24 protein-coding genes are annotated in these 20,452 nt (G+C 48.5%); 22 read left to right on the top strand and 2 right to left on the bottom strand.

Going from position 1 to position 20,452, the window contains the following annotated elements:
* Nucleotides 1-112: 112 nt before the first annotated feature.
* The 5 genes from NBH15_RS11475 (at nt 113) to zupT (ending at nt 5,981) form a co-directional block, all read left to right on the top strand.
* Nucleotides 113-736 carry a TetR/AcrR family transcriptional regulator gene (locus NBH15_RS11475; protein ID WP_221656190.1) on the top strand — a complete coding sequence of 208 codons (624 nt, stop codon included), beginning with the start codon at nt 113-115 and terminating at the stop codon, nt 734-736.
* 90 nt (nt 737-826) lie between these two features.
* Nucleotides 827-2,617, top strand: coding sequence for an ABC transporter ATP-binding protein (locus NBH15_RS11470; protein WP_221656191.1), 1,791 nt, complete (start codon nt 827-829; stop codon nt 2,615-2,617).
* 12 nt (nt 2,618-2,629) lie between these two features.
* Nucleotides 2,630-4,375 (top strand): ABC transporter ATP-binding protein, encoded by a 1,746-nt coding sequence (locus NBH15_RS11465; RefSeq protein WP_221656192.1) that lies wholly within the window; start codon nt 2,630-2,632, stop codon nt 4,373-4,375.
* A gap of 12 nt (nt 4,376-4,387) precedes the next feature.
* Nucleotides 4,388-5,185 carry a class I SAM-dependent methyltransferase gene (locus NBH15_RS11460; protein ID WP_221656193.1) on the top strand — a complete coding sequence of 266 codons (798 nt, stop codon included), beginning with the start codon at nt 4,388-4,390 and terminating at the stop codon, nt 5,183-5,185.
* A 4-nt stretch (nt 5,186-5,189) separates the two neighbouring features.
* Nucleotides 5,190-5,981 carry a zinc transporter ZupT gene (zupT, locus tag NBH15_RS11455; protein WP_221656194.1) on the top strand — a complete coding sequence of 264 codons (792 nt, stop codon included), beginning with the start codon at nt 5,190-5,192 and terminating at the stop codon, nt 5,979-5,981.
* A gap of 43 nt (nt 5,982-6,024) precedes the next feature.
* On the opposite strand, the gene mobB is transcribed toward zupT, so the two are convergent.
* Nucleotides 6,025-7,185 carry a conjugal transfer protein MobB gene (mobB, locus tag NBH15_RS11450; RefSeq protein ID WP_221656195.1) on the bottom strand — a complete coding sequence of 387 codons (1,161 nt, stop codon included), beginning with the start codon at nt 7,183-7,185 and terminating at the stop codon, nt 6,025-6,027.
* Nucleotides 7,179-7,604, bottom strand: a complete 426-nt coding sequence (gene mobA, locus NBH15_RS11445) for a conjugal transfer protein MobA (RefSeq protein ID WP_221656196.1) — start codon at nt 7,602-7,604, stop codon at nt 7,179-7,181. The genes mobB and mobA overlap by 7 nt, the downstream gene beginning before the upstream one ends.
* Nucleotides 7,605-8,036: 432 nt before the next feature.
* Between mobA and NBH15_RS11440 the strand changes: the two genes are divergently transcribed.
* From NBH15_RS11440 to NBH15_RS11360, 17 genes are all read left to right on the top strand, one after another.
* Nucleotides 8,037-8,330, top strand: coding sequence for a hypothetical protein (locus NBH15_RS11440; protein WP_225659594.1), 294 nt, complete (start codon nt 8,037-8,039; stop codon nt 8,328-8,330).
* A gap of 19 nt (nt 8,331-8,349) precedes the next feature.
* Entirely contained in the window at nt 8,350-9,105 is a 756-nt protein-coding gene (locus NBH15_RS11435; RefSeq protein WP_221656198.1) for a ParA family protein, read from the top strand.
* Between the two features lie 4 nt (nt 9,106-9,109).
* Complete coding sequence (locus tag NBH15_RS11430; RefSeq protein WP_221656199.1) at nt 9,110-9,538, top strand: DUF3408 domain-containing protein; 429 nt, start codon at nt 9,110-9,112, stop codon at nt 9,536-9,538.
* Entirely contained in the window at nt 9,538-9,810 is a 273-nt protein-coding gene (locus tag NBH15_RS11425; protein WP_221656200.1) for a DUF3408 domain-containing protein, read from the top strand. The genes NBH15_RS11430 and NBH15_RS11425 overlap by 1 nt, the downstream gene beginning before the upstream one ends.
* Nucleotides 9,811-9,831: 21 nt before the next feature.
* A complete protein-coding gene (locus NBH15_RS11420) occupies nt 9,832-10,224 on the top strand; it encodes a DUF3408 domain-containing protein (RefSeq protein WP_221656201.1) in 393 nt (130 codons plus the stop codon).
* Entirely contained in the window at nt 10,224-11,003 is a 780-nt protein-coding gene (locus NBH15_RS11415) for a hypothetical protein (RefSeq protein ID WP_221656202.1), read from the top strand. The genes NBH15_RS11420 and NBH15_RS11415 overlap by 1 nt, the downstream gene beginning before the upstream one ends.
* Before the next feature lie 238 nt (nt 11,004-11,241).
* The gene (locus tag NBH15_RS11410) at nt 11,242-11,523 is read left to right on the top strand and encodes a DUF4134 domain-containing protein (RefSeq protein ID WP_249388426.1); all 282 of its coding nucleotides are present in this window, start codon (nt 11,242-11,244) and stop codon (nt 11,521-11,523) included.
* A 26-nt stretch (nt 11,524-11,549) separates the two neighbouring features.
* A complete protein-coding gene (locus NBH15_RS11405; protein ID WP_221656203.1) occupies nt 11,550-11,876 on the top strand; it encodes a DUF4133 domain-containing protein in 327 nt (108 codons plus the stop codon).
* Nucleotides 11,873-14,368, top strand: a complete 2,496-nt coding sequence (locus tag NBH15_RS11400) for a TraG family conjugative transposon ATPase (RefSeq protein ID WP_249388347.1) — start codon at nt 11,873-11,875, stop codon at nt 14,366-14,368. The genes NBH15_RS11405 and NBH15_RS11400 overlap by 4 nt, the downstream gene beginning before the upstream one ends.
* A 13-nt stretch (nt 14,369-14,381) precedes the next feature.
* Nucleotides 14,382-14,678 carry a DUF3876 domain-containing protein gene (locus tag NBH15_RS11395; protein ID WP_249388348.1) on the top strand — a complete coding sequence of 99 codons (297 nt, stop codon included), beginning with the start codon at nt 14,382-14,384 and terminating at the stop codon, nt 14,676-14,678.
* Nucleotides 14,679-14,738: 60 nt separating this feature from the next.
* Entirely contained in the window at nt 14,739-15,359 is a 621-nt protein-coding gene (locus NBH15_RS11390) for a DUF4141 domain-containing protein (RefSeq protein ID WP_221656206.1), read from the top strand.
* 18 nt (nt 15,360-15,377) lie between these two features.
* Nucleotides 15,378-16,463 (top strand): conjugative transposon protein TraJ, encoded by a 1,086-nt coding sequence (gene traJ, locus NBH15_RS11385; RefSeq protein WP_221656227.1) that lies wholly within the window; start codon nt 15,378-15,380, stop codon nt 16,461-16,463.
* Between the two features lie 24 nt (nt 16,464-16,487).
* Nucleotides 16,488-17,111 (top strand): conjugative transposon protein TraK, encoded by a 624-nt coding sequence (traK, locus tag NBH15_RS11380; RefSeq protein WP_221656207.1) that lies wholly within the window; start codon nt 16,488-16,490, stop codon nt 17,109-17,111.
* Nucleotides 17,112-17,115: 4 nt separating this feature from the next.
* Nucleotides 17,116-17,418: a TraL conjugative transposon family protein gene (locus NBH15_RS11375; RefSeq protein ID WP_221656208.1), complete on the top strand. Its 303-nt coding sequence runs from the start codon at nt 17,116-17,118 to the stop codon at nt 17,416-17,418.
* Nucleotides 17,393-18,727 carry a conjugative transposon protein TraM gene (traM, locus tag NBH15_RS11370; RefSeq protein ID WP_221656209.1) on the top strand — a complete coding sequence of 445 codons (1,335 nt, stop codon included), beginning with the start codon at nt 17,393-17,395 and terminating at the stop codon, nt 18,725-18,727. Before NBH15_RS11375 ends, traM begins: the two co-directional genes overlap by 26 nt.
* Before the next feature lie 73 nt (nt 18,728-18,800).
* Nucleotides 18,801-19,736, top strand: coding sequence for a conjugative transposon protein TraN (gene traN / locus NBH15_RS11365; RefSeq protein ID WP_250822712.1), 936 nt, complete (start codon nt 18,801-18,803; stop codon nt 19,734-19,736).
* Nucleotides 19,737-19,738: 2 nt separating this feature from the next.
* Nucleotides 19,739-20,320: a conjugal transfer protein TraO gene (locus NBH15_RS11360; RefSeq protein WP_250822711.1), complete on the top strand. Its 582-nt coding sequence runs from the start codon at nt 19,739-19,741 to the stop codon at nt 20,318-20,320.
* Nucleotides 20,321-20,452: the final 132 nt, after the last annotated feature.

Here is a 20,452-nt window from a genome sequence, read left to right as displayed (position 1 = left end):
ATGAGAGTTCCAGTCGGACAAGAGTAGTCAAAATACCAAGAAATAGGGATTGTGTAACAGGGTAATTAGCCGTTACTTTGCATTTTAAAAAGGAACATCGTTCTTTATTCATATGAGGATTCTGAAAGACGATAAATATAACTCCATTCTGCATCATGCCCGGCGTGAGTTCTTCCGGTGCGGGTTTAAGGATGTCTCCATGCGCACCATAGCAAAGGAATCATGCGTAGGGCTAAGCAATATCTACAACTATTTCAAGAATAAGGATGAAATATTTACAGCCGTTGTAAAACCGGCCAAAGATGCGCTCTTCAGGTTCATTACCGAACAGCATACGGAAAAGCACCTTGATTTTAATAACCTATCGGCATTCGGACACGGGGAAGAAGCGATTGATTCTTATATAAACATCATTTGTACTTACAAAGAAGAATTCCGTTTGATGCTTTACCATTCGCAGGGTTCCTCTATGGGTAACTTCCGCGATGCCCTGACCGACCACATTACACAAGTCAGCCACAATTACCGGAAACTGGAAAAGAAATATTTCCCTGATTCCAATAATGTTTCCCGGTTCTTCATTCACGCAATGGCTTCGTGGTTGGTGAGTATCCTGGGCGAAATTGTTACCCACGACTTGAACAAGCGGAAAATACGGGAGTTCTTCCGGGAATATCTACTATTTAATTTTGCCGGGTGGTGTGAATTGACAGGAATTAAGAAGGAGGCTGGATAAGCCTCCTTCTTTTTTTGAACAAAATCGAACATTGTTCGCTATTGGGCAGGATGAACATAAAATGAGAATTAGATTAAAAACAGATAAAGTATGAGTAGTAAAACTTACAAAAAACCGAAGCAAGGCTTTTCCCGACTGTTGGAAATAGCCGGAACAAAAAGATGGTGGCTTATCGGGTCGGTCGTGCTGGCCGTCGCTTCAACGCTGGCGCAATTCGTACCTTATGTCGCCATACTGAACATTTTGAATGAACTGGCAGCCCATGCCGCCCACCCCGAAAACGTTTCGCAGGAATTGGTAAAACATTGGGGAATCATCTGCCTCGTAGCCTTTGGCTGTTATGGCGTGCTACTTTTCGTGTCGTTGATGTGTTCACATATTGCCGCTTTCAACATTCTGTATGAACTGCGTGTGGCGATAACCCGCAAAATGGCAAAACTTCCATTGGGTTTTTTCACCAAACGCACCACGGGCGATTTGAAGAAAATCATCGGCGAAGATGTGGAACGGGTCGAATTGTTCGTTGCCCACCATATCCCCGATTTAACCAGCGCTATTGTTTTTCCGCTGTTGATCATTGGCTGGCTTTTTACCATTGACTGGCGACTGGCACTTATCGTACTTGCCGTCATGTTGATTGCCTTTTTCTTCCAGTTCTCTACCACCTGGTCAAAGAAAGCCACCGAAGATACGAAAGGCTATATGTCGATTATGGGAAAACTGAATGCTTCGATTATCGAATACGTGCGTGGTATGCAGGTCGTGAAGATTTTTAACCGCTCGTCCATCGCGCTGGAAAACCTGAAGAAACAGATTTTTGGGTTCCGCGATTTTTCCAATACCATTACCTCCACTTATGCCGTTACTTATCTCGGCTTTTACAATATGCTCTCGGCAGCATTGCTGTTTATTATTCCGGCAGCTATTTACTTTCTGTTGAAAGCCCCGTCTTATACCGGCTACATATCCACGGTATTGATATTCCTTGTATTGGGTGGCGGTATCTTTTTCCCTATGCTCAAATTGATGTGGATGACCAATATGTTGCGCCAAAACAGTATCGGCGTGGATTTGATGGACGGGATTCTGAAAAAAGAAGAAATCACTGATCCGATACAACCGCAAACACCTCGCGATGCTTCTATTGAGTTTGTAAATGTATCGTTTGCGTATGATAAAACAGAAGTCCTGAACAATGTATCGTTTACAGCCCGACCCGGTACAGTAACCGCATTGGTAGGTGTTTCGGGTGCGGGAAAATCGACCATCGCCATGCTGGCTGCCCGTTTCTGGGATATTGAAGACGGCGAAATCCGCATCGGCGGTAGCCATATCAAGCAAATCCGCACGGAAGACCTGATGAATACCGTGTCGTTCGTGTTTCAGGATAACATACTGTTTTTCGATACCATTGAAGAAAATATCCGTATGGGAAACAAAACGGCAACAAAAGAAGATGTAATAAATACCGCTAAAGCCGCCCAGTGCCACGACTTTATCATGCAACTGGAAAAGGGATATGATGCGTTGGTCGGTGAGGGCGGCACATACCTTTCAGGCGGCGAAGCCCAACGGATAGCGTTAGCGCGTGCCATATTGAAAGATGCACCGATTGTACTGCTCGACGAAGCGACCGCTTATGCTGACCCCGAAAATGAAGGGAAGATACTGGCTTCGTTTTCCCAACTGATTAAAGGCAAAACGGTAATGGTGATTGCTCACCGCTTGTCCACCATCCGCAATGCCGACCAGATATTGGTCATTGATAAAGGAACCGTCGCCGAACAGGGCAAACATGATGAACTGGTAGCCCTCGGCGGATTATATAAGAACATGTGGGATATTTATTCCCGCTCACGTGAGTGGAAACTTAACCGATAAATACGAATCAATATGAATATTATAAAACTAATGAATGCCGCTACACAGGGAAAACCGCAGCGGTTATATCCAATGATAGGTTGGACTTTATTGGAATATACTTTCCGCGCCGCGCCTTACTGTGTCATGCTGGGAGTGGTATGGGAAGTTTTCAAACCGCTGCAATATCCGGGAACGGAATTGAATGTGAAACTGATTGGCGTTTACTGCGCCGCCCTGTTGGTGTGCCTGTTGCTATTGGTGTTTTTCAACTATAAATCCTATATGGCATCCTATCGGGAAGGTTATAACATTTGTGCCGACGGACGGATCAGCGTAGCGGAACACCTGCGCAAACTGTCTATGGGATTCTATAATACTAAAGACCCCGGTACGATTGGTTCCTACATTGTAAGTGACTTCGACAATGTGGAATTGTTGGTGACGCACCAGCTTCCGCAAATCATCGGCGGCCTTATCGGCCCATTGGCTATGGTTATCAGTTTGGCATTCTTCAACTGGCAACTGGCGTTGATTGCCGCCCTGGTTATCCCGTTGGCTTGGCCGATGGTGTGGATTACCCGCAAACTGATAGCCTATTCGGGAAAGAAACAGCAAAAGTCGAAGACCGATGCGGCTTCGCGTGTCATTGAGTACATTCAGGGCATCCGGTTGATCAAAGCCTTCAATCTGGGCGGGACAAAATTTGAACGCCTGGAAAAGTCATTTCGTAAACTAAAACAGGATTCCATTCGTTTGGAAGCTGGTTCCGGCCCCACGTTGGTTTTGGCGACCTTTGTACTGAATGCCAGTATTCCACTGATTATTCTGGTAGGATTCTATTTCTTCACACATGGGGAAATGAGTTTACCTGTGTATATTCTCTTTCTTTTACTTGGAACCAAGATGTGTGAACCGCTGATGCAGGCGCTCATGTTTTTGGGACTGGCAACCTACATGGGATTAAGCGTGGAACGTATCGAAGCGTTGCGCAAAACACCCATCATGTCCGACGGTTCCGATACCGGAAAGATTACCAACTTTGATATCGAGTTTAAAGATGTGGATTTTTCGTACAATAATGTGCCTGTCGTCAAACAACTGAACCTGAAGATCCCTTCCCACAAGCTGACCGCTTTGGTCGGCCCTTCGGGTTCTGGAAAAACAACGCTCACGCGGTTGATTGCCCGTTTCTGGGATGTGGATAAAGGTGAAATCCGGTTGAACGGAAAAAATATCAAAGATTATCCGGTTGATAACCTGCTGTCGTGCATTTCCATCGTGTTTCAGGATGTGTATCTGTTTAACGATACTATTTACAACAATATTAAAATCGGCAATGCAAATGCAACTGAGGAACAAATATTGGCGGCAGCCGAAAAAGCACAGGTGATGAACTTCGCGTGGGAACTGCCCGGCGGCTTGCAGGCAATGGTCGGTGAAGGTGGTTGTACGCTTTCGGGTGGCGAAAAGCAACGGATATCTATTGCCCGCGCCCTATTGAAAGACGCGCCAATAGTCCTGCTCGACGAAGCCACTGCTTCGCTCGATCCCGAAAACGAACTGCACATACAGGAAGCCATCAACGAACTGGTGAAAAGTAAAACAGTAATTGTCATCGCCCACCGACTGAACACGATTGTGCATGCCGATAATATCGTGGTATTGGATGACGGCAAATTATCCGAGCAAGGCGCACACCAGCAACTATTGGCTAATAACGGCCTGTACAAGCACATGTGGGACGAACAGCAACGGATGAAAGGTTGGAAATTTTAAAAAAGAAATAATATGAAAGTAAATCTGTCGGGAGTTCCCGAAACATTATTTATTACGCTGCGGATTCGGGCAATCGAAGCAAAACGCCCCGATGCGGCAGTCAAAGACCCCTATGCAGTACAAATACTGGAACAAATAGAGTTCGATGAATCGTCCAAGAACAAAGTATCGGAAGCCTCGCAAACAGGGACAATAGTCCGTACTATCATCTTAGATGAAATCATCAACGATTTTTTGCATCGGCATCCGCAAGGAATTGTCGTTAATCTGGGTTGCGGCCTGGATGCCCGCTGCAAGCGGCTCTCCCTGAACGGTGCTCAGTGGTTCGACATTGATGTAGAAGAATCTATTGAGGTGCGTAAAAAGTTTTTTAAAGAAACGCCTTCCTGCAAAATGATAGCCAAGTCCATGTTCGATTATTCGTGGATGAATGATGTTCCCAAAGACAGGCCAACGCTGTTTATTTCGGAGGGCGTAATGATGTATTTCGAAGAAAAGAATATTAAGATGCTGTTTTGTGAGATTGCCGAACGGTTCAAATCCGCTGAAATGGCTTTTGATACAATAAGCCAATTGGCAGTTAAGAATCACAAACGGCATCCTGATGTGAAGAAATACAACGCCCCTTTCAAATGGGGTATCAACGACAGCAAAGAGATTGAAAGCTGGCACACGGGTATTGGGATAATCAAAGAATACTATTACGCCGATTACCTGAAAAACCGCTGGCCGCTACCGATGAAAATAGTGATGAAATTGTATCCTCCTTTTATGAAATCATTTAGGATTATTCATCTCAGGTTACACTAAAATAATGGATCAGCAAACAATACTTTTAGCTTTTTCTTTGACATTGGTTGCCGGACTTTCGACCGGAATCGGAAGCCTGATTGCACTCATTGCCAAACGCACCAATACAAAATTCCTGTGTTTCTCTCTGGGATTATCAGCAGGGGTGATGATTTATGTGTCATTCATGGAAATGATGCCTACTGCCAAAGCCGAATTGATTACCGCTTTCGGGGATAAAATGGGAATGTTCTACCTGTTGATTGCTTTTTTCGGCGGGATAGCCCTGATTGCCTTAATTGATTTTCTTGTACCGGAATCTGGTAACCCGCATGAAATACATGGTGTGGAAGAAATGAATAAACGGGATGCCCTGCATCGGGCGGGTCTGGTGGTTGCCTTTTCTTTGGCATTGCACAATTTTCCGGAAGGGATCGCCACGTTTACTTCCGCATTGGAAGGCTTGGATATTGCTATCCCTATTACGGTAGCCATTGCCATCCACAATATACCGGAAGGGATTGCCGTTTCCGTACCTATCTATCATGCCACCGGCAATAGGAAAAAGGCTTTCTGGTATTCTTTCCTGTCGGGATTGGCCGAACCTGTCGGTGCAGGCATCGCATTTCTGTTCCTGATGCCTTATTGGACAACAACGGTCAATGGGATTATTCTGGCCGCAGTTTCAGGCATTATGGTATTTATTTCACTGGACGAATTATTACCGTCCGCCGAAAAATACGGCAAACACCATATTTCCATTTCCGGTGTGGTGGCAGGGATGGCGATAATGGGAGTGAGTTTACTACTGCTTTGAAAAAACGGTGTCATTTCCGTTGATTCAATCATCAAACATCTTGCTACCGGTTAATGTCCATACCGGGCTTCCTCTTTTTACGGACAGCACCTTGTTTGCGGGTAGCTTTCTGTTGCGGGTCAGCTTCGGAAACCTTGTGCGGATCTGCTGCGGTATTTCGTCCGGCTGCGTACCGCTCATTCAGGGCATTGGCTGAATATTCCTTACCCAAGCGGGAGCCATTCAATACGCAACGGTTTTCATGGTCGATAAAAGTTACTCCAACAATACGCCCGGTATCATTACGGCGCAGGTGGAGATCAATGTGGAGGGCTTTCAGGCGTTCCCTCAGTACGTTTTCGGTGGGTGCCTCCACAAACGCTTCGGCAACGCGGTGGCGGGTATGCTCCCGATGGTTATCCTTTTCTATCTTTTCGCCTGAGCGTTCCATGTGTTTCTCCAACGCTTCATACCCATAATTCTTTCCAAACAGCGACGATTTAAGCGGCGTAACTTCCGCTTTTTCTTTGTTATCCTCCAATGCCATGTAGAGCAACCCCCGGTACGGCTGGCCGTCGCGTTCTCCCTTCACTTCCTCTATACTTATATTATATAAGGAGAGCAGGGCCCGGAACTCGCCCAACGTCTGAAACCGGTACATCGAAAGTACAGGTTTAATAACCGCCGCAATCTGTTTTTTCAGGTCGCCTTTGGTGTGATCCACCGCTTTGAGCTGCCACAGTTCGGAGCGCTTCTGCCCTTTGGCCGGATGTAGCCCATATTCTTTCTCCAGTTGCTCGGTTATTGCCACGCTTCGCTCGTTGCGCTTGCTGTCTTTGATTTTCTTACCGTCTCGCCCCACCTGCACCGAAACGATATGGATATGTTCCCGCTCGATGTCGGAATGTTTAAAAACGATATAGGGCTGTTCTCCCCAACCCATACGCTCCATATATTGCCCGGCGATTTCGGAAAGTTGCTCGTCCGAGAGCGTGTCTTTTGGGTCGGGATTGAGGGAGATATGGATAACCGGTTTTTCGGTGCGGAAATGGTCGGGCATCCAGCGCAGTATATCTTCTGCCGTTTCGGCCACGCTGAAATTACCGTCTGTCGGCTCCCGCAGAATATGGGTTGCCAGTACCGTTCCCACACCCTTTTCCACCTTCTCCTGATTGTAAAAAAGGGCGCCGTACAGGTTGCTCCCGGTTGTAATATTGGCTACCATCGTTGCTTAAATTCTTCGGAAAGCGCAATGACCTGCCCTCCGATTGCCGCCAGTTCTGCTGTTATCTTTTCCAATTTGTAGAGCAGGGCCAGCGCTTTCTTCTGTGAAAAATGGGTGTGTAATTCCTTCACGACCTGGTTGTAATTTGTCCCCACCGCGCGGAATTGGGAGTGGAATTGCGAGAGCTTTGCCACATACCGGAGGGTTCCTTCGTCGGTTTTTATCACCCGGAACCTCTCGCCGAATACCCGCGCTTTGATAAAAGTCGCCTTTACCTGTACGCCTGATTCTTCCAACAAAGAAAGAAAACGGGCGTATTCTTCATCCGTAAACCGCACCATCACACAGTTGGATGCGGTATCTGTTTTGGTGGGCCTGCCACCTCTGCCCCGTTTGCGGGGTACATTATTCTTTTCCATATCGGATATTTTAAAAAGGATGGCAATTAAGCCCTCCGGTTACAAAATTTCCGATCCCTTACCGGCGTAGCCGCCCATTCAAAAGCAACGACTTCGGAGGCGCTTTCCCCCCTTGCGGGCAAGCTGTTTTCGGTTACTAAATTTATTTAGGGTAACTGAAAACACAGCTTGCTCTTTGCCACTTTGCAAAGAAATCTGTCCGGCGACGGACAGAGCTTTTTAATAGCTGGCCGTCATCTGCCAGGCGAGCTACCTTTTACCCTTCGGGATCGTCACGCTGCAAAGTTACCGACCCTTTCAATCAGTTGTATGGCAGGAGATTGTGCCTGCCTTATCCAGTTGGCTGCCACTCTGTGCCATAGCCCGAAAACAGCATACAAGAACTGCTAAATAGAGGTTTATTTGCAGTCGGATTTGAAAATATGACCGACGATGTGTATGACTGAAAATATGACCAAACAGCTGTCCGGCGGAGCAACCGACCGACCGATTGAATGGCTTTCAGACCGGCTGCTTGTAAGATTGTCCGGTTATCCGGCCAGCCGGATGATTCATGGAATGATTGACCGCATGGACAGCCGCAAGGCCGGCTGTTCAAACATTCAACTATTCAAATGTTCAAACGGTCAGCCAGTCAATCATTTTACCAGCCGGTTGAATAGCCCTATGTATGGCTATCCGGCCGGTTGTCCGGTCTGTCAAGTGAATAATCAACCGCATGTATAACTGATTAAATGATTAAACAATGGAAAAGAAAAATTTGTGCATTGCTTTCTCCACCCAAAAAGGAGGGGCAGGAAAAACAACCCTGACGGTGCTGGTGGCTTCGTACCTGCACTATGTGAAAGGCTACGATGTGGCGGTAGTTGATTGCGACTATCCGCAATACAGTATTGCCGAGATGCGTGAGCGCGACCTGAGAATGGCAACCGACGACGATTATTACAAGTCGATGGCTTATGAACAATTTACCCGCCTGGGCAAAAAAATGTACCCTGTAATCAAGAGCCTTCCCGAGAAGGCTTCGGAAACGGCCAAAGCCCTGTTGCAGAAAGGTAAATACGATATTATCTTCTTCGACTTGCCCGGAACGGTCAATAAGGAAGGGGTTATTTACACCCTTTCGCTTATGGATTATATCTTCTCACCTATCAGTGCCGACCGGGTGGTTCTGGAAAGTACCCTGCGTTTTGCCCACCGGCTGAATAAGGCTATCGTACTGACCGGGAAATCGAAGATTAAAGGCTTGCACCTGATCTGGAACATGGTCGATGGCCGGGAGAAAACGGAATTGTATGGTGTCTACGAGCAAATTATAGCGGAACTCCACCTTTCAGTGCTGAAAACATTCCTACCTGACAGCAAACGCTTCCGCCGGGAACTTCCCGTATCCCATAAGGCCCTGTTCCGTTCAACGATTTTTCCTGCGGATAAGGTGTTGCTTAAAGGGAGCAATATAGAAACGCTGGTGGAAGAAATTCTGGAAATCATCAACTCCTAATCCTATGGCAAAAACAATCAAAAAAGAGGATATAAACGAAAAAGAGATTATAGCCTCCTTCTTACAGGAAGAACCTACGGATCACGCCTCCCTTGTGAGTGAAACGCAGGAAAGCATCGAAAATGCACCTGTTTCCCAGGCAGACCCTCCCAAAGAGGAAAGCCGCCGGCGAAAGGGCAAAGAGCAGGATTACGAAACGCTTTTTATCAAGGCATCCGCCATTACGGCCCGCACGGGAAAGATGGTCTATATCCGAAAGGATTTTCACGATTCGATTAAAGCACTATGCAGTGTGATGGAAAGTGAGGGCATAACCCTCTCCGGCTACATTGACAATGTGCTGGCAAACCATCTCAACCTGTATGGGAATGAGATGACCCGCTTGTATAACGAGAAACACAAAGGTATCAATATCAATAAAAATCAGGAATAATGAAAAAGAACAACAGACTGGAACCGGAAGACAGCATTTGCGAAATGGCTTCCTACGAACAACAGTATTTGAAACCCATTGAGATAGACCGCCGCCAGTGCGTGTATATCAGTAAACGCAATCACGGGATATTGACCTCCCTGATTCGCTCTATCAACCAGAAAGGACTTACGGTGGGTGGTTACATCGACAATGTAATCACCGAACACCTGGAGAAACACAAGGCGGAGATCAATCACCTCTACCGCCGCGAACGCAACGATTTATTATAAACCACTAAAAATTCTTTTGTTATGTCAGACAATTTGATTATGCTGAGCATCGTGCTGGTGGTACTGGCTGGAATAGCCATACCATTTATCCGCAAGGCTATAAGCCACCGGAAAGCCATCGGGGCAGGCACCCCCGAAAAAGAAATCGAAATCAGGGTACAACCGGCGGACAATATTTACTTCCTGCGGTATATCCTGACCTACAAGGCTCCATTCAAAAGTTCCAAAACCGTGCGCATACGCCCGGAATATGTCGATGCGATCCGAAAAGCCTGCCGCATTATCAAGGGCGGCAAAACGACTGTCACCGCCTATGTGGACAAGGTGCTGGAGGCGCATTTTACGGAACATGCGGACGCTATCGACCGCCTTTACAGGGAAAAACGCGGTGAATCCGATAAATCCGGTGAGTAATGGGTGCCATCTCACAAACCCATGTGCTTATCGTGCTGTCCGCCGTGGCGATAGTTTATGCCCTGTGGATGATGTATTTCACCATGCGGGAAAGCCGCCGGATGAATAAGCCGGGCCATAAGGATAACGGTGATACCTTATCCGGTGAAAAAAGAAAGAAGGGGGACATTGTCGGCAAGAGCCGTTTTGTCCTCCCTTCGGGGCGCTCCCGGCCAGAAGCTGCCGTATCTCCTGAAAATGAACGAGATACAGAAAAAGAGAATATCTTTGCCCCTGCAAATGTACCCGAACACCCCCGGCAGATAGCGCCGGAGGAATTGGACGAGGTTTTCGGCCAGGTACCGGAAGGCGAAACAAATGAGCCTTTGGACATAAACTTCCCGCTTTATGAATCATTCCCGGAAGAAGATGCGGAAGATGTGGAAGAACCGGAATTTGACGACGACGAGGACGAAAACGAAGATTACCCTTTCGAGGGTAAGACCTACGCCCAGGGTGTTAGTTACGATCAATTAGGCGATGCCTACCGCCATGTGGTACACAATCCTACACTTACGGATCAGCAGCAGGAGGAAACCGGACGCATACTCCTGAACCTGAAAGGAACCGATATGTTTGAGTATATCGTTTCAGGCCCACCCGAACGGGAAGATAAGGTAACGTCCCTTATGCACACCTATTTGTCGGCATTCAATAAGCGGATGGCCGCCGAATCAGCGGAAAGCCCATCTCCGCAGGGTGATTTCCCGCCGGGTTTTGATGTCCGGGATTTTGTGTAACAATCAAAAAAAGAATCCAAATGAAAAAGTACGATTACGGATAGCTTCGGTTGCTATCCACAGACCACTAAAAATTCAAAGTTAAAACAAGTTTCACCGGTGCGGGGCCTATCCAACCCCGCACCATCTTAAAAAATATCCAATTATGACAAAGAAGAAAATTGAATTTCATTCTTCCTTTTTTACGCTCGGCAAAAAGTGCAAGCACTCTCTGCCCTCGCTCAACAAAAAGGTTCTTATGTCGGCGGCATTTGTCTTTGCCGCTGTTTCCTCCGCATTTGCCCAGGGCAACGGACTGGCGGGCATAAACGATGCTACCAACATGGTCACGTCGTATTTCGATCCCGGAACGAAGTTGATATACGCCATCGGAGCCGTGGTCGGCTTGATCGGCGGGGTCAAGGTCTATAACAAGTTCAGCTCAGGCGACCCAGACACCTCAAAAACGGCTGCCAGCTGGTTCGGGGCCTGTATTTTCCTGATTGTGGCTGCTACGATCCTGCGCTCTTTCTTCCTTTAATATATCGCTCCAAAATAAGCAATAGTATGGAGTACACTATTAATAAAGGAATAGGCAAGAGCGTAGAATTTAAGGGGTTGTCGTCGCAATATCTGTTTGTCTTTGCGGGCGGCCTACTGGCGGTGTTCGTGCTGTTCGTCATCCTTTACATGATTGGTATCGACCAATGGGTATGTATCGGTTTCGGCGTGATTGCGGCTTCGATGCTGGTATGGCTGACATTCCACCTCAATGCGAAATACGGGCAGCACGGACTGATGAAGCTGGGCGCCAGGCGCCAGCATCCGCGCTACCTGATTAACCGCAAAATCGCCTGCCGCTTATTCCTCCATAAAAAGAAGAAAGCGTTATGAGGAATATAATGAAAGCTACTACGGTAGAGAGCAAGTTCCCTCTGCTGGCTGTCGAGGCGGGTTGCATCATCAGTAAGGATGCCGATATAACGGTGGCCTACCGGGTGGAACTACCGGAGCTGTTTACTGTAACCAGCGCGGAATATGAAGCCATACACGCCGCCTGGGTAAAAGCGGTCAAGGTGCTGCCTGATTACAGCATTGTGCATAAGGCCGACTGGTTTATTAGCGAAAAATACCGGCCGCAGACAGGCGACGGGGATATGAGTTTCCTTTCCCGCAGTTACGAACGGCACTTCAATGAGCGGCCTTTCCTGAATCATTCCTGCTATCTGTTCCTTACCAAAACGACAAAGGAACGGATGCGGATGCAGAGTAACTTTTCAACGCTCTGCCGGGGCAATATTATCCCCAAAGAGGTCAATAAGGACACCGCAACTAAATTTCTGGAAGCGACCGGTCAGTTTGAGCGGATTATCAACGATTCGGGGTTTATTACCATCACTTGCCTGACGGACGATGAAATCACCGGAACACCGGATAACGCCGGACTGATAGAGAAATACTTTGCCCTCTCGATGGAGGATACGACATCGCTGGAGGATATGGAACTGGGAGCTGACGGTCTTCGGATCGGTGATAAGCGGGTATGCTTGCATACTCTCTCCGATGTGGAAGATCTGCCGGGACGGGTGGGAACCAATATACGTTACGAAAAACTGTCCACAGATCGCAGCGACTGCCTTTTGTCTTTCGCTTCGCCTGTGGGGTTGCTTCTCTCCTGTGACCATGTGTATAACCAGTATTTGTTTTTGGACGACAGTGCTGAAAACCTGCGCCGCTTTGAGAAACAGGCGCGTAATATGCAATCATTGTCGCGTTATTCCCGTGGAAATCAAATAAATAAGGAGTGGGTAGACCAGTATCTGAACGAGGCTCATTCCTTTGGTTTGACCTCCATCCGGGCGCACTTTAACGTGATGGCCTGGGCGGAAGATGCCGAAACATTGCAGCATATCCGCAACGATGTGGGCAGTCAGCTGGCACTTATGGAATGCCGGCCCCGGCATAACACGGTAGATGCGGCAACACTCTATTGGGCGGGTATGCCCGGCAATGCAGGAGATTTTCCGGCCGAGGAATCGTTTTATACGTTCATCGAGCCGGCCTTGTGTTTCTTTACCGAAGAAACCAACTATAAATCCTCCCCATCGCCTTTCGGGATCAAGATGTGCGACCGCGTCAGCGGAAAGCCCCTCCACCTGGATATATCCGACCTGCCGATGAAGAGGGGAACAATAACCAACAGGAATAAATTCGTGTTAGGGCCTTCAGGGAGCGGTAAGTCTTTCTTTATGAACCACTTAGTAAGACAATACTACGAACAGGGCACCCATGTGGTTTTGGTCGATACGGGTAACAGCTATCAGGGCCTGTGCGGTCTTATCAACCGCAAAACCAAAGGGCAGGACGGAATATACTACACCTATACGGAAGACAGCCCGATCAGTTTTAATCCATTTTTCACGGACGATTATGTATTCGATGTAGAAAAGAAAGACAGCATCAAAACCCTGCTGTTGACCCTCTGGAAAGGTGAGGAAGATAAGGTTTCCAAAACCGAATCCGGGGAATTGGGCAGTGCGGTAAACGCTTATATTGACCTGATCCGCAGCGACCGGACGATCCGCCCGTGCTTCGATACGTTCTATGAGTTTCTGAAGGACGATTACCGACGGGAACTGGAACAGCGGGAGATAAAGGTGGGTAAAGAGGATTTCAATATCGACAATATCCTGATTACCCTGCGCCAATATTACAAAGGCGGCCGTTTCGATTTCCTGCTGAACTCCGAAGAAAACATAGACCTGCTGGGTAAACGGTTTATCGTTTTCGAGGTGGATTCCATCAAGGATAACAAAGAATTGTTCCCGGTGGTGACCATCATTATCATGGAATCGTTCGTGAACAAGATGCGCCGACTGAAAGGAGTGCGGAAAATGTTGATTGTGGAGGAAGCCTGGAAGGCGCTCACTTCGGCGAATATGGCGGATTATATGCGCTATATGTACAAGACCGTCCGTAAGTATTTCGGCGAGGTCGTCACTGTTACGCAAGAAGTTGAGGATATTATTTCCTCTCCGATTGTCAAGGAATCCATTATCAATAACTCGGACTGCAAAATCCTGTTAGACCAGCGAAAGTTTATGAACCGTTTCGGGGCGATCCAGTCGCTTCTGGGCCTGACGGATAAGGAAAAATCTCAGATACTCTCCATCAATATGTCTAATCATCCCGGCCGCTTCTATAAAGAGGTCTGGATAGGTTTGGGCGGCGTTCAATCGGCGGTGTACGCCACCGAAGTGAGCCGTTCGGAATACCTGACCTATACCACCGAGGAATCGGAAAAGATGGAGGTGCTGGAGCTGGCGGAAAGCCTGGGCGGGGATATAGAACTGGCGATTAAACAGCTAAACGAGGGTAAAAATTAAAACCGGAACAGCCATGTACAGGAAAGAATATATACCTGCCCAAGCAGTGGACAGCAATTTCCGGATGGCCGATTTACAGGGCCGTTGGAAAAACTCTTTCGGCTCGCCGGAAGTGGAAGTTGTCCGCAGCGGACATGGATACCGGATAACGTACAGTTACAAAACAGGGGTCAGTATCACGACCCGGTTATTTCGTTATGGTGGTACTGTATTCTTTAACCTGTACGGTTGGATTGCCATTTACTACGACCCGCTGCGGGATGTGCTTACCCTTTCGACCGAAGGGGACTATTACAGGGTGGAGGATTAACCCGCTTCGGCGGGTGTCTTCTCCCTTATCAATGAAACAATAACAATTAAAAGTAACAATATGAAACGATTGATTTTAATACTATGCGTGGCCGTTTTCGGTTTCGCGCATCAGGCAAAAGCACAGTGGACAGTCCTCGACCCGTCCAATTTGGTGCAGAACATACAGCAGGTAGTTAAATCAACCTCCACCGTGAGCAACCTGGTCAGCAATGTAAAGGAAACGGTAAAAATCTATGAACAGGGAAAAGCCTACTACGACGCGCTTAAATCGGTCAATAACCTGATAAAAGATGCCCGTAAGGTGAAACGTACCATTGAAATGATCGGCGACATCACCAATATGTATTCGACCGGGTTCAACAAGATGGCGTCCGATCCCAATTTCAGTGTCAATGAACTGGAAGCCATTGCCCTGGGCTATGCCAAATTGCTGGAGGAAGGCGGAGCGCTGGTCACGGAACTGAAAACCATCATCACAGGCGGAAACGGCCTCTCCCTCTCGGATAAGGAACGGATGGACGTAATCGACCAGATTTATACCAAAATGGTCGATTACCGCAACCTGACCCAATATTACACGAATAAAAATATCTCCATCTCCTTTATCCGCAGCCAGCAAAAAGGTGATATGGAGAGGGTGCGGGCGCTCTATGGCAAACCGTCAGACAGATACTGGTAAGCCATGACACTACTTGCAATAAATTTTGAAAACCTGCATCAGGTTCTCCGCAATCTGTATCAGGATATGCTACCCCTGTGCGGCGACATGATCGGTGTCGCCAAAGGGGTGGCCGGATTGGGCGCTCTGTTCTATGTGGCCTACCGGGTATGGAAGTCACTGGCCAGCGCGGAGCCAATCGACGTGTTTCCCCTGCTCCGGCCTTTCGCCATCGGGTTGTGCATCATGTTCTTTCCAACGGTAGTGCTGGGTACCATCAATGCGGTCATGTCGCCTGTCGTCACCGGAGCGCACGGTATTCTGGAAAGCCAGATGACCAACGTAGAGCAGTTGCAACAAGAACGGGATGCGCTGGAGTATGAAGCGCGGGTACGCGAGGGCAAGGAATGGTTGGTTAATGACGAGGTGTACGAAGAAAAATTCTCAGAACTCGGCATCCGGCAAATCGGCACGATGGTGTCCATGTGGTGGGAACACACCTGGTATAATATAAAGATGTGGTTCCGGCAGCTGGTGACGGATTTCTTTGAACTGCTGTATAACGCCGCCGGGCTGACGGTGGACACCTTACGAACATTCTTCCTGGTGGTGCTGGCCATATTGGGGCCGTTGTCCTTCGCCCTGTCGATTTACGATGGCTTCCAGTCTACCCTTACCAACTGGATTTCCCGGTATATAAGCGTGTACCTGTGGCTTCCCGTGGCCGACATTTTTTCGGCGGTACTCTCTAAAATTCAGGCATTGATGCTGGAAAGCGACATTGCCCTGCTGCAAGACCCCAGCTATATTCCGGATAGCTCGAACGGGGTGTATATCGTCTTTCTGATTATCGGTATTATCGGCTATTTCAGCGTTCCGACGGTCGCCGAGTGGATTATCCAATCGGGCGGCGGAGCCAGCGGTGCGATGAGCGGTATCAACCGGGCCGGCGCATTTACCGCAGGTGTGGCCGGAGGTATTGCCGGTAATGTACTGGGGCGCAGGTTCCGTGGAAAGATCGGAGGCGGTTCTTCGGGCGGCAGCGATTCAGGCGGCGGTGGCTCCGGCTCTCCCAACGGGCAGAACCTGGCAACACAGAACGGCGGTTCTTCAGGAAGCGCTTAACAGTCATTATTAATCAGTATCAATATGGAGTTCAAATCATTAAAAAACATAGAAAGCAGCTTTAAGCAGATAAGGCTGTTCGGCATGGTCTTTCTCTGCCTTTGTGCGGTGGTGGCGGTATTCAGTGTAATCAAGTCCTACCAGTTTGCCGAAGCGCAGCGGCAGAAAATTTACATACTCGATGGGGGAAAATCCCTCATGCTGGCCCTCTCGCAAGACCTTTCGCAAAATCGTCCGGTCGAAGCGAAAGAGCATATACGTCGGTTTCACGAGCTTTTTTTTACGCTCTCTCCCGACCGGGCAGCCATCGAATCCAATATCAACCGGGCTCTGTTCCTGGTGGATAAGAGTGCCTTTGCGTATTATCAGGATTTTCAGGAAAAGGGGTACTATAACCGCATTGTGTCGGGCAATATTAATCAAACCGTGCAGGTCGATTCTGTGGCGGTGGATATGAGAGTGTATCCCTACCGGGCTATAACCTACGCCCGGCAGATGATTATCCGCCAGAGCAATATCACCGAGCGTTCGCTCGTCACCCGATGCAACCTGATTAATTCCGTCCGCTCGGATAACAACCCGCACGGGTTTACAATGGAAAAGTTTGAGATTGTCGAAAACCGCGATGTGCGGACATTAGCCAGGTAAGAGTATGGTACGCAAGAAAATAAAAGCCTTCGGGGAGTGGTTGGAAGACCACCTGAGGCGGCTGTGCGGGGAAATTACCCCGGACAAGCGGATAATAGTCATCCTGACGATGTTTCTGCTCTTTACGGGGCTTTCCCTCTACTTCACCATTTCCTCCATTTACCGCTTCGGTAAGGGGAAAGGGGAACGGATGCAAATTCAGCATATCGAGCGGCTGGAACTGGAACTCCGGCAGAAACAGAGCCAGTTGGACAGTGTAAAACAAATAAACGATTTTAATTATGAATACGACAGAGAAACAGAATAAGCCTGCGGCGGAGAAAGAGAAAAAACAGCTCACGCCCCAGCAAATACAGAAGCGGAAGAAAATGGTCATTTTCCCGCTGCTGTTCCTGCTGTTCACAGCTTCCATGTGGCTCATCTTCGCCCCATCCGGGGAGGACAAAGAGCAACAGCAGGAAGGTTTCAATACCGAACTGCCCACACCCAAACAGAACGGTATCGTGGGCGACAAGATCGACGCTTACACGCAGGAAGCCATGCAGAGTAAACAACAGGAAAAAATGCGGTCTTTGCAGGATTTCGCCTTCTCCCTGGGTGAAGATGAAACCGAAAGACAATCCGCATCGGCTTCCCAAACAGTGGAGTATTACGAGAAACCGGAACCCTCCGGAGGCGTTGACACCCGTGGTAACAACGCTTTCCGGTCTTCCGTCGCTGCATACGAGAATGTAAACAAGCAGCTGGGCAGTTTTTATGAGGAACCGGCCGCGAAGGAAGCGGACGAACAGGCCCGGCTGGCAATGGAGCAGCGCATCGGGGAACTGGAACGCCGGTTGGAGGAAGAACAGCAGCGCAAGTCCGCAGAGGAAGACCAACTGGCGATGATTGAGAAGTCCTACGCCATTGCCGCCCGGTATATGGGTAGCGGACAGCAAAACGCTGCTACCGATGCCCAGGCGGCGCAGGCCGCTGCCACTTCCGGCAATCGTAAGGCTGCCGTGCAGCCTGTTCGCCAGGTGCGCCGTAATGTGGTGTCATTGCTGGCGGCACCTATGCCCGATTCGGTTTTCATGCAGGAGTTTGTGAAGCCCCGTAATTGGGGATTCCACACGGCTGCCGGGAATGAGGATGTGAAGGAGAAAAACAGCATCCGGGCGTGTGTCTATCAGACGGTAACCATTACCGACGGTCAGGAGGTCGGGCTACGGCTGTTGGAACCGATGATGGCCGGAACGACCCTGATTCCCGCCAATACGGTGATAAACGGGTCGGCGCGGATCAGCGGTGAACGGATGGGTATTGCTGTCAGTGCCGTACAGTATGCCGGAAATGTGATACCCGTAGAACTGATGGTTTTCGACCTCGATGGCGGGGAGGGCATTTTCGTTCCCGGCTCGGAGGAAATTAATGCCGTCAAAGAGATAGCCGCCAATATGGGTTCGGGTATGGGAAGCAGCATCACCATTACGGACGATGCCGGTTCCCAGCTGCTGGCCGACCTGGGGCGAAGTGCCATACAGGGTGCATCGCAGTATGTCAGTAAGAAAATGCGGACGGTCAAGATAACCCTGAAAGCCGGTTATCAGGTATTGCTTCTTCCTCCCATGAAATAATAAGACCACTAAAAATTCAAAGTTAAATCCGGTTCCGGGCCTATCCACCCGGTGCCATAAAAAACAATCAAGTATGAAAAAGATTTTTTTAGCACTCGCTTTGGTTGGGTGCATCTTTACAGCCAACGCACAGGAAACCGAAAGCGTTACATTTTCCTCAAAGGGCGACTACTTCGACGGGCTGACCCGTCCGCTCACTTTCAACCGCATGATACCGCCCTACGCGCTGGAGGTTACGTTCTCCAAGACGGTGCATATCATTTTCCCGGCAGCCATCCGCTATGTGGATTTAGGCTCGGCAGATCTGCTGGCGGCGAAAGCCGACGGCACGGAAAACGTACTGAGGGTGAAAGCCGCCCTGCGGGATTTCAGCCGCGAGAGCAATCTGGCGGTCATCACCGAAGACGGTGCCTACTACACCTTTAATGTTCGCTATGCCGATGAACCCCGCAAGCTGTCTATCGAGATGACCGATTTTCTGCACGATGGTGAAGCTGTGAACCGCCCGAACAACGCGATGGAAATATATATGAAAGAACTCGGGCAGGAATCGCCCCTGCTGGTGAAACTGATTATGAGGTCGATTTATAAGAACAACAAACGGGAGATTAAGCATATTGGCTGCAAACGTTTCGGCATCCAACACCTCTTAAAAGGCATTTACTCGCATAACGAGTTGCTCTATTTCCATACAGAATTGAAAAACTCGTCCAACGTGCCTTTCGACGTAGATCATATCACCTTTAAAATCGTGGATAAAAAGGTAGCCAAGCGCACCGCCATTCAGGAACAGGTAATCTGGCCGATCCGGGCACATAATTACATGATGATCGTGGGCGGCAAAAAGAGTGAACGCACGGTGTTCACCCTGCCCAAGTTCACGATACCGGACGATAAGCACCTGGTTGTGGAACTGTACGAAAAAGAAGGCGGGCGACACCAAACCTTTACGGTAGAAAACGCCGACCTGGTTCGTGCCAAAGTGATTAACGAACTAAACGCGAGATAACAATGAGAAGGGCAGTATTATTTATAGCGGCGGCGTTGTGCTTTGTCTTTGCGGACAAGGCGCACGCCCAGCGTGCCCTGCCGGGGATGCGGGGACTGGAAATACGTGGCGGTATGGTGGATGGTTTTCACTCGTCCGGCAGCCGTAACGAATTGGGTTATTACTTCGGTGCCGGTATGGCGACCTACACGAAGAACGCCAATAAATGGGTGTTCGGCGCGGAGTACCTGAACCGGTATTATCCCTATAAGGATGGGCGCATCCCTGTGGTACAGTTTACAGGGGAAGGAGGCTACTACTATAAGTTTATGGCCGACGGCTCCAAAACCTTTTTCTTCTATCTGGGCGCTTCGGCGATGGCCGGATATGAAACGGTGAATTGGGGCGACAATCTATTGTATGACGGCTCTACGATACAGAATAAAGATAAGTTCCTGTACGGCGGAGCAATCACGCTTCAGGTCGATGTCTATCTGACCGATAAAGTGATCCTCTTACTGACGGGGCGGGAACGTATCCTATGGGGTACGACTACCGGCCATCTTCATACACAGTTCGGTATCGGCATCAAATGTTATATATAACATTTGATACCATATGTTAGCTTTCAATTTATGTTGTATAATAATTGTATTTAACTTGTGAACAGTTAGTTGTGTGTTTTGGGAACAACATATTTATTTATATAATCCATTGAGAAAAGCTATGATGTCAGG

This window comes from Parabacteroides caeci (genome assembly GCF_023656795.1).
Lineage (GTDB): Bacteria > Bacteroidota > Bacteroidia > Bacteroidales > Tannerellaceae > Parabacteroides > Parabacteroides segnis.
The sequence above is the reverse complement of the archived record's forward strand: the minus strand, read 5'-3'. Positions and strand labels throughout refer to the sequence as shown.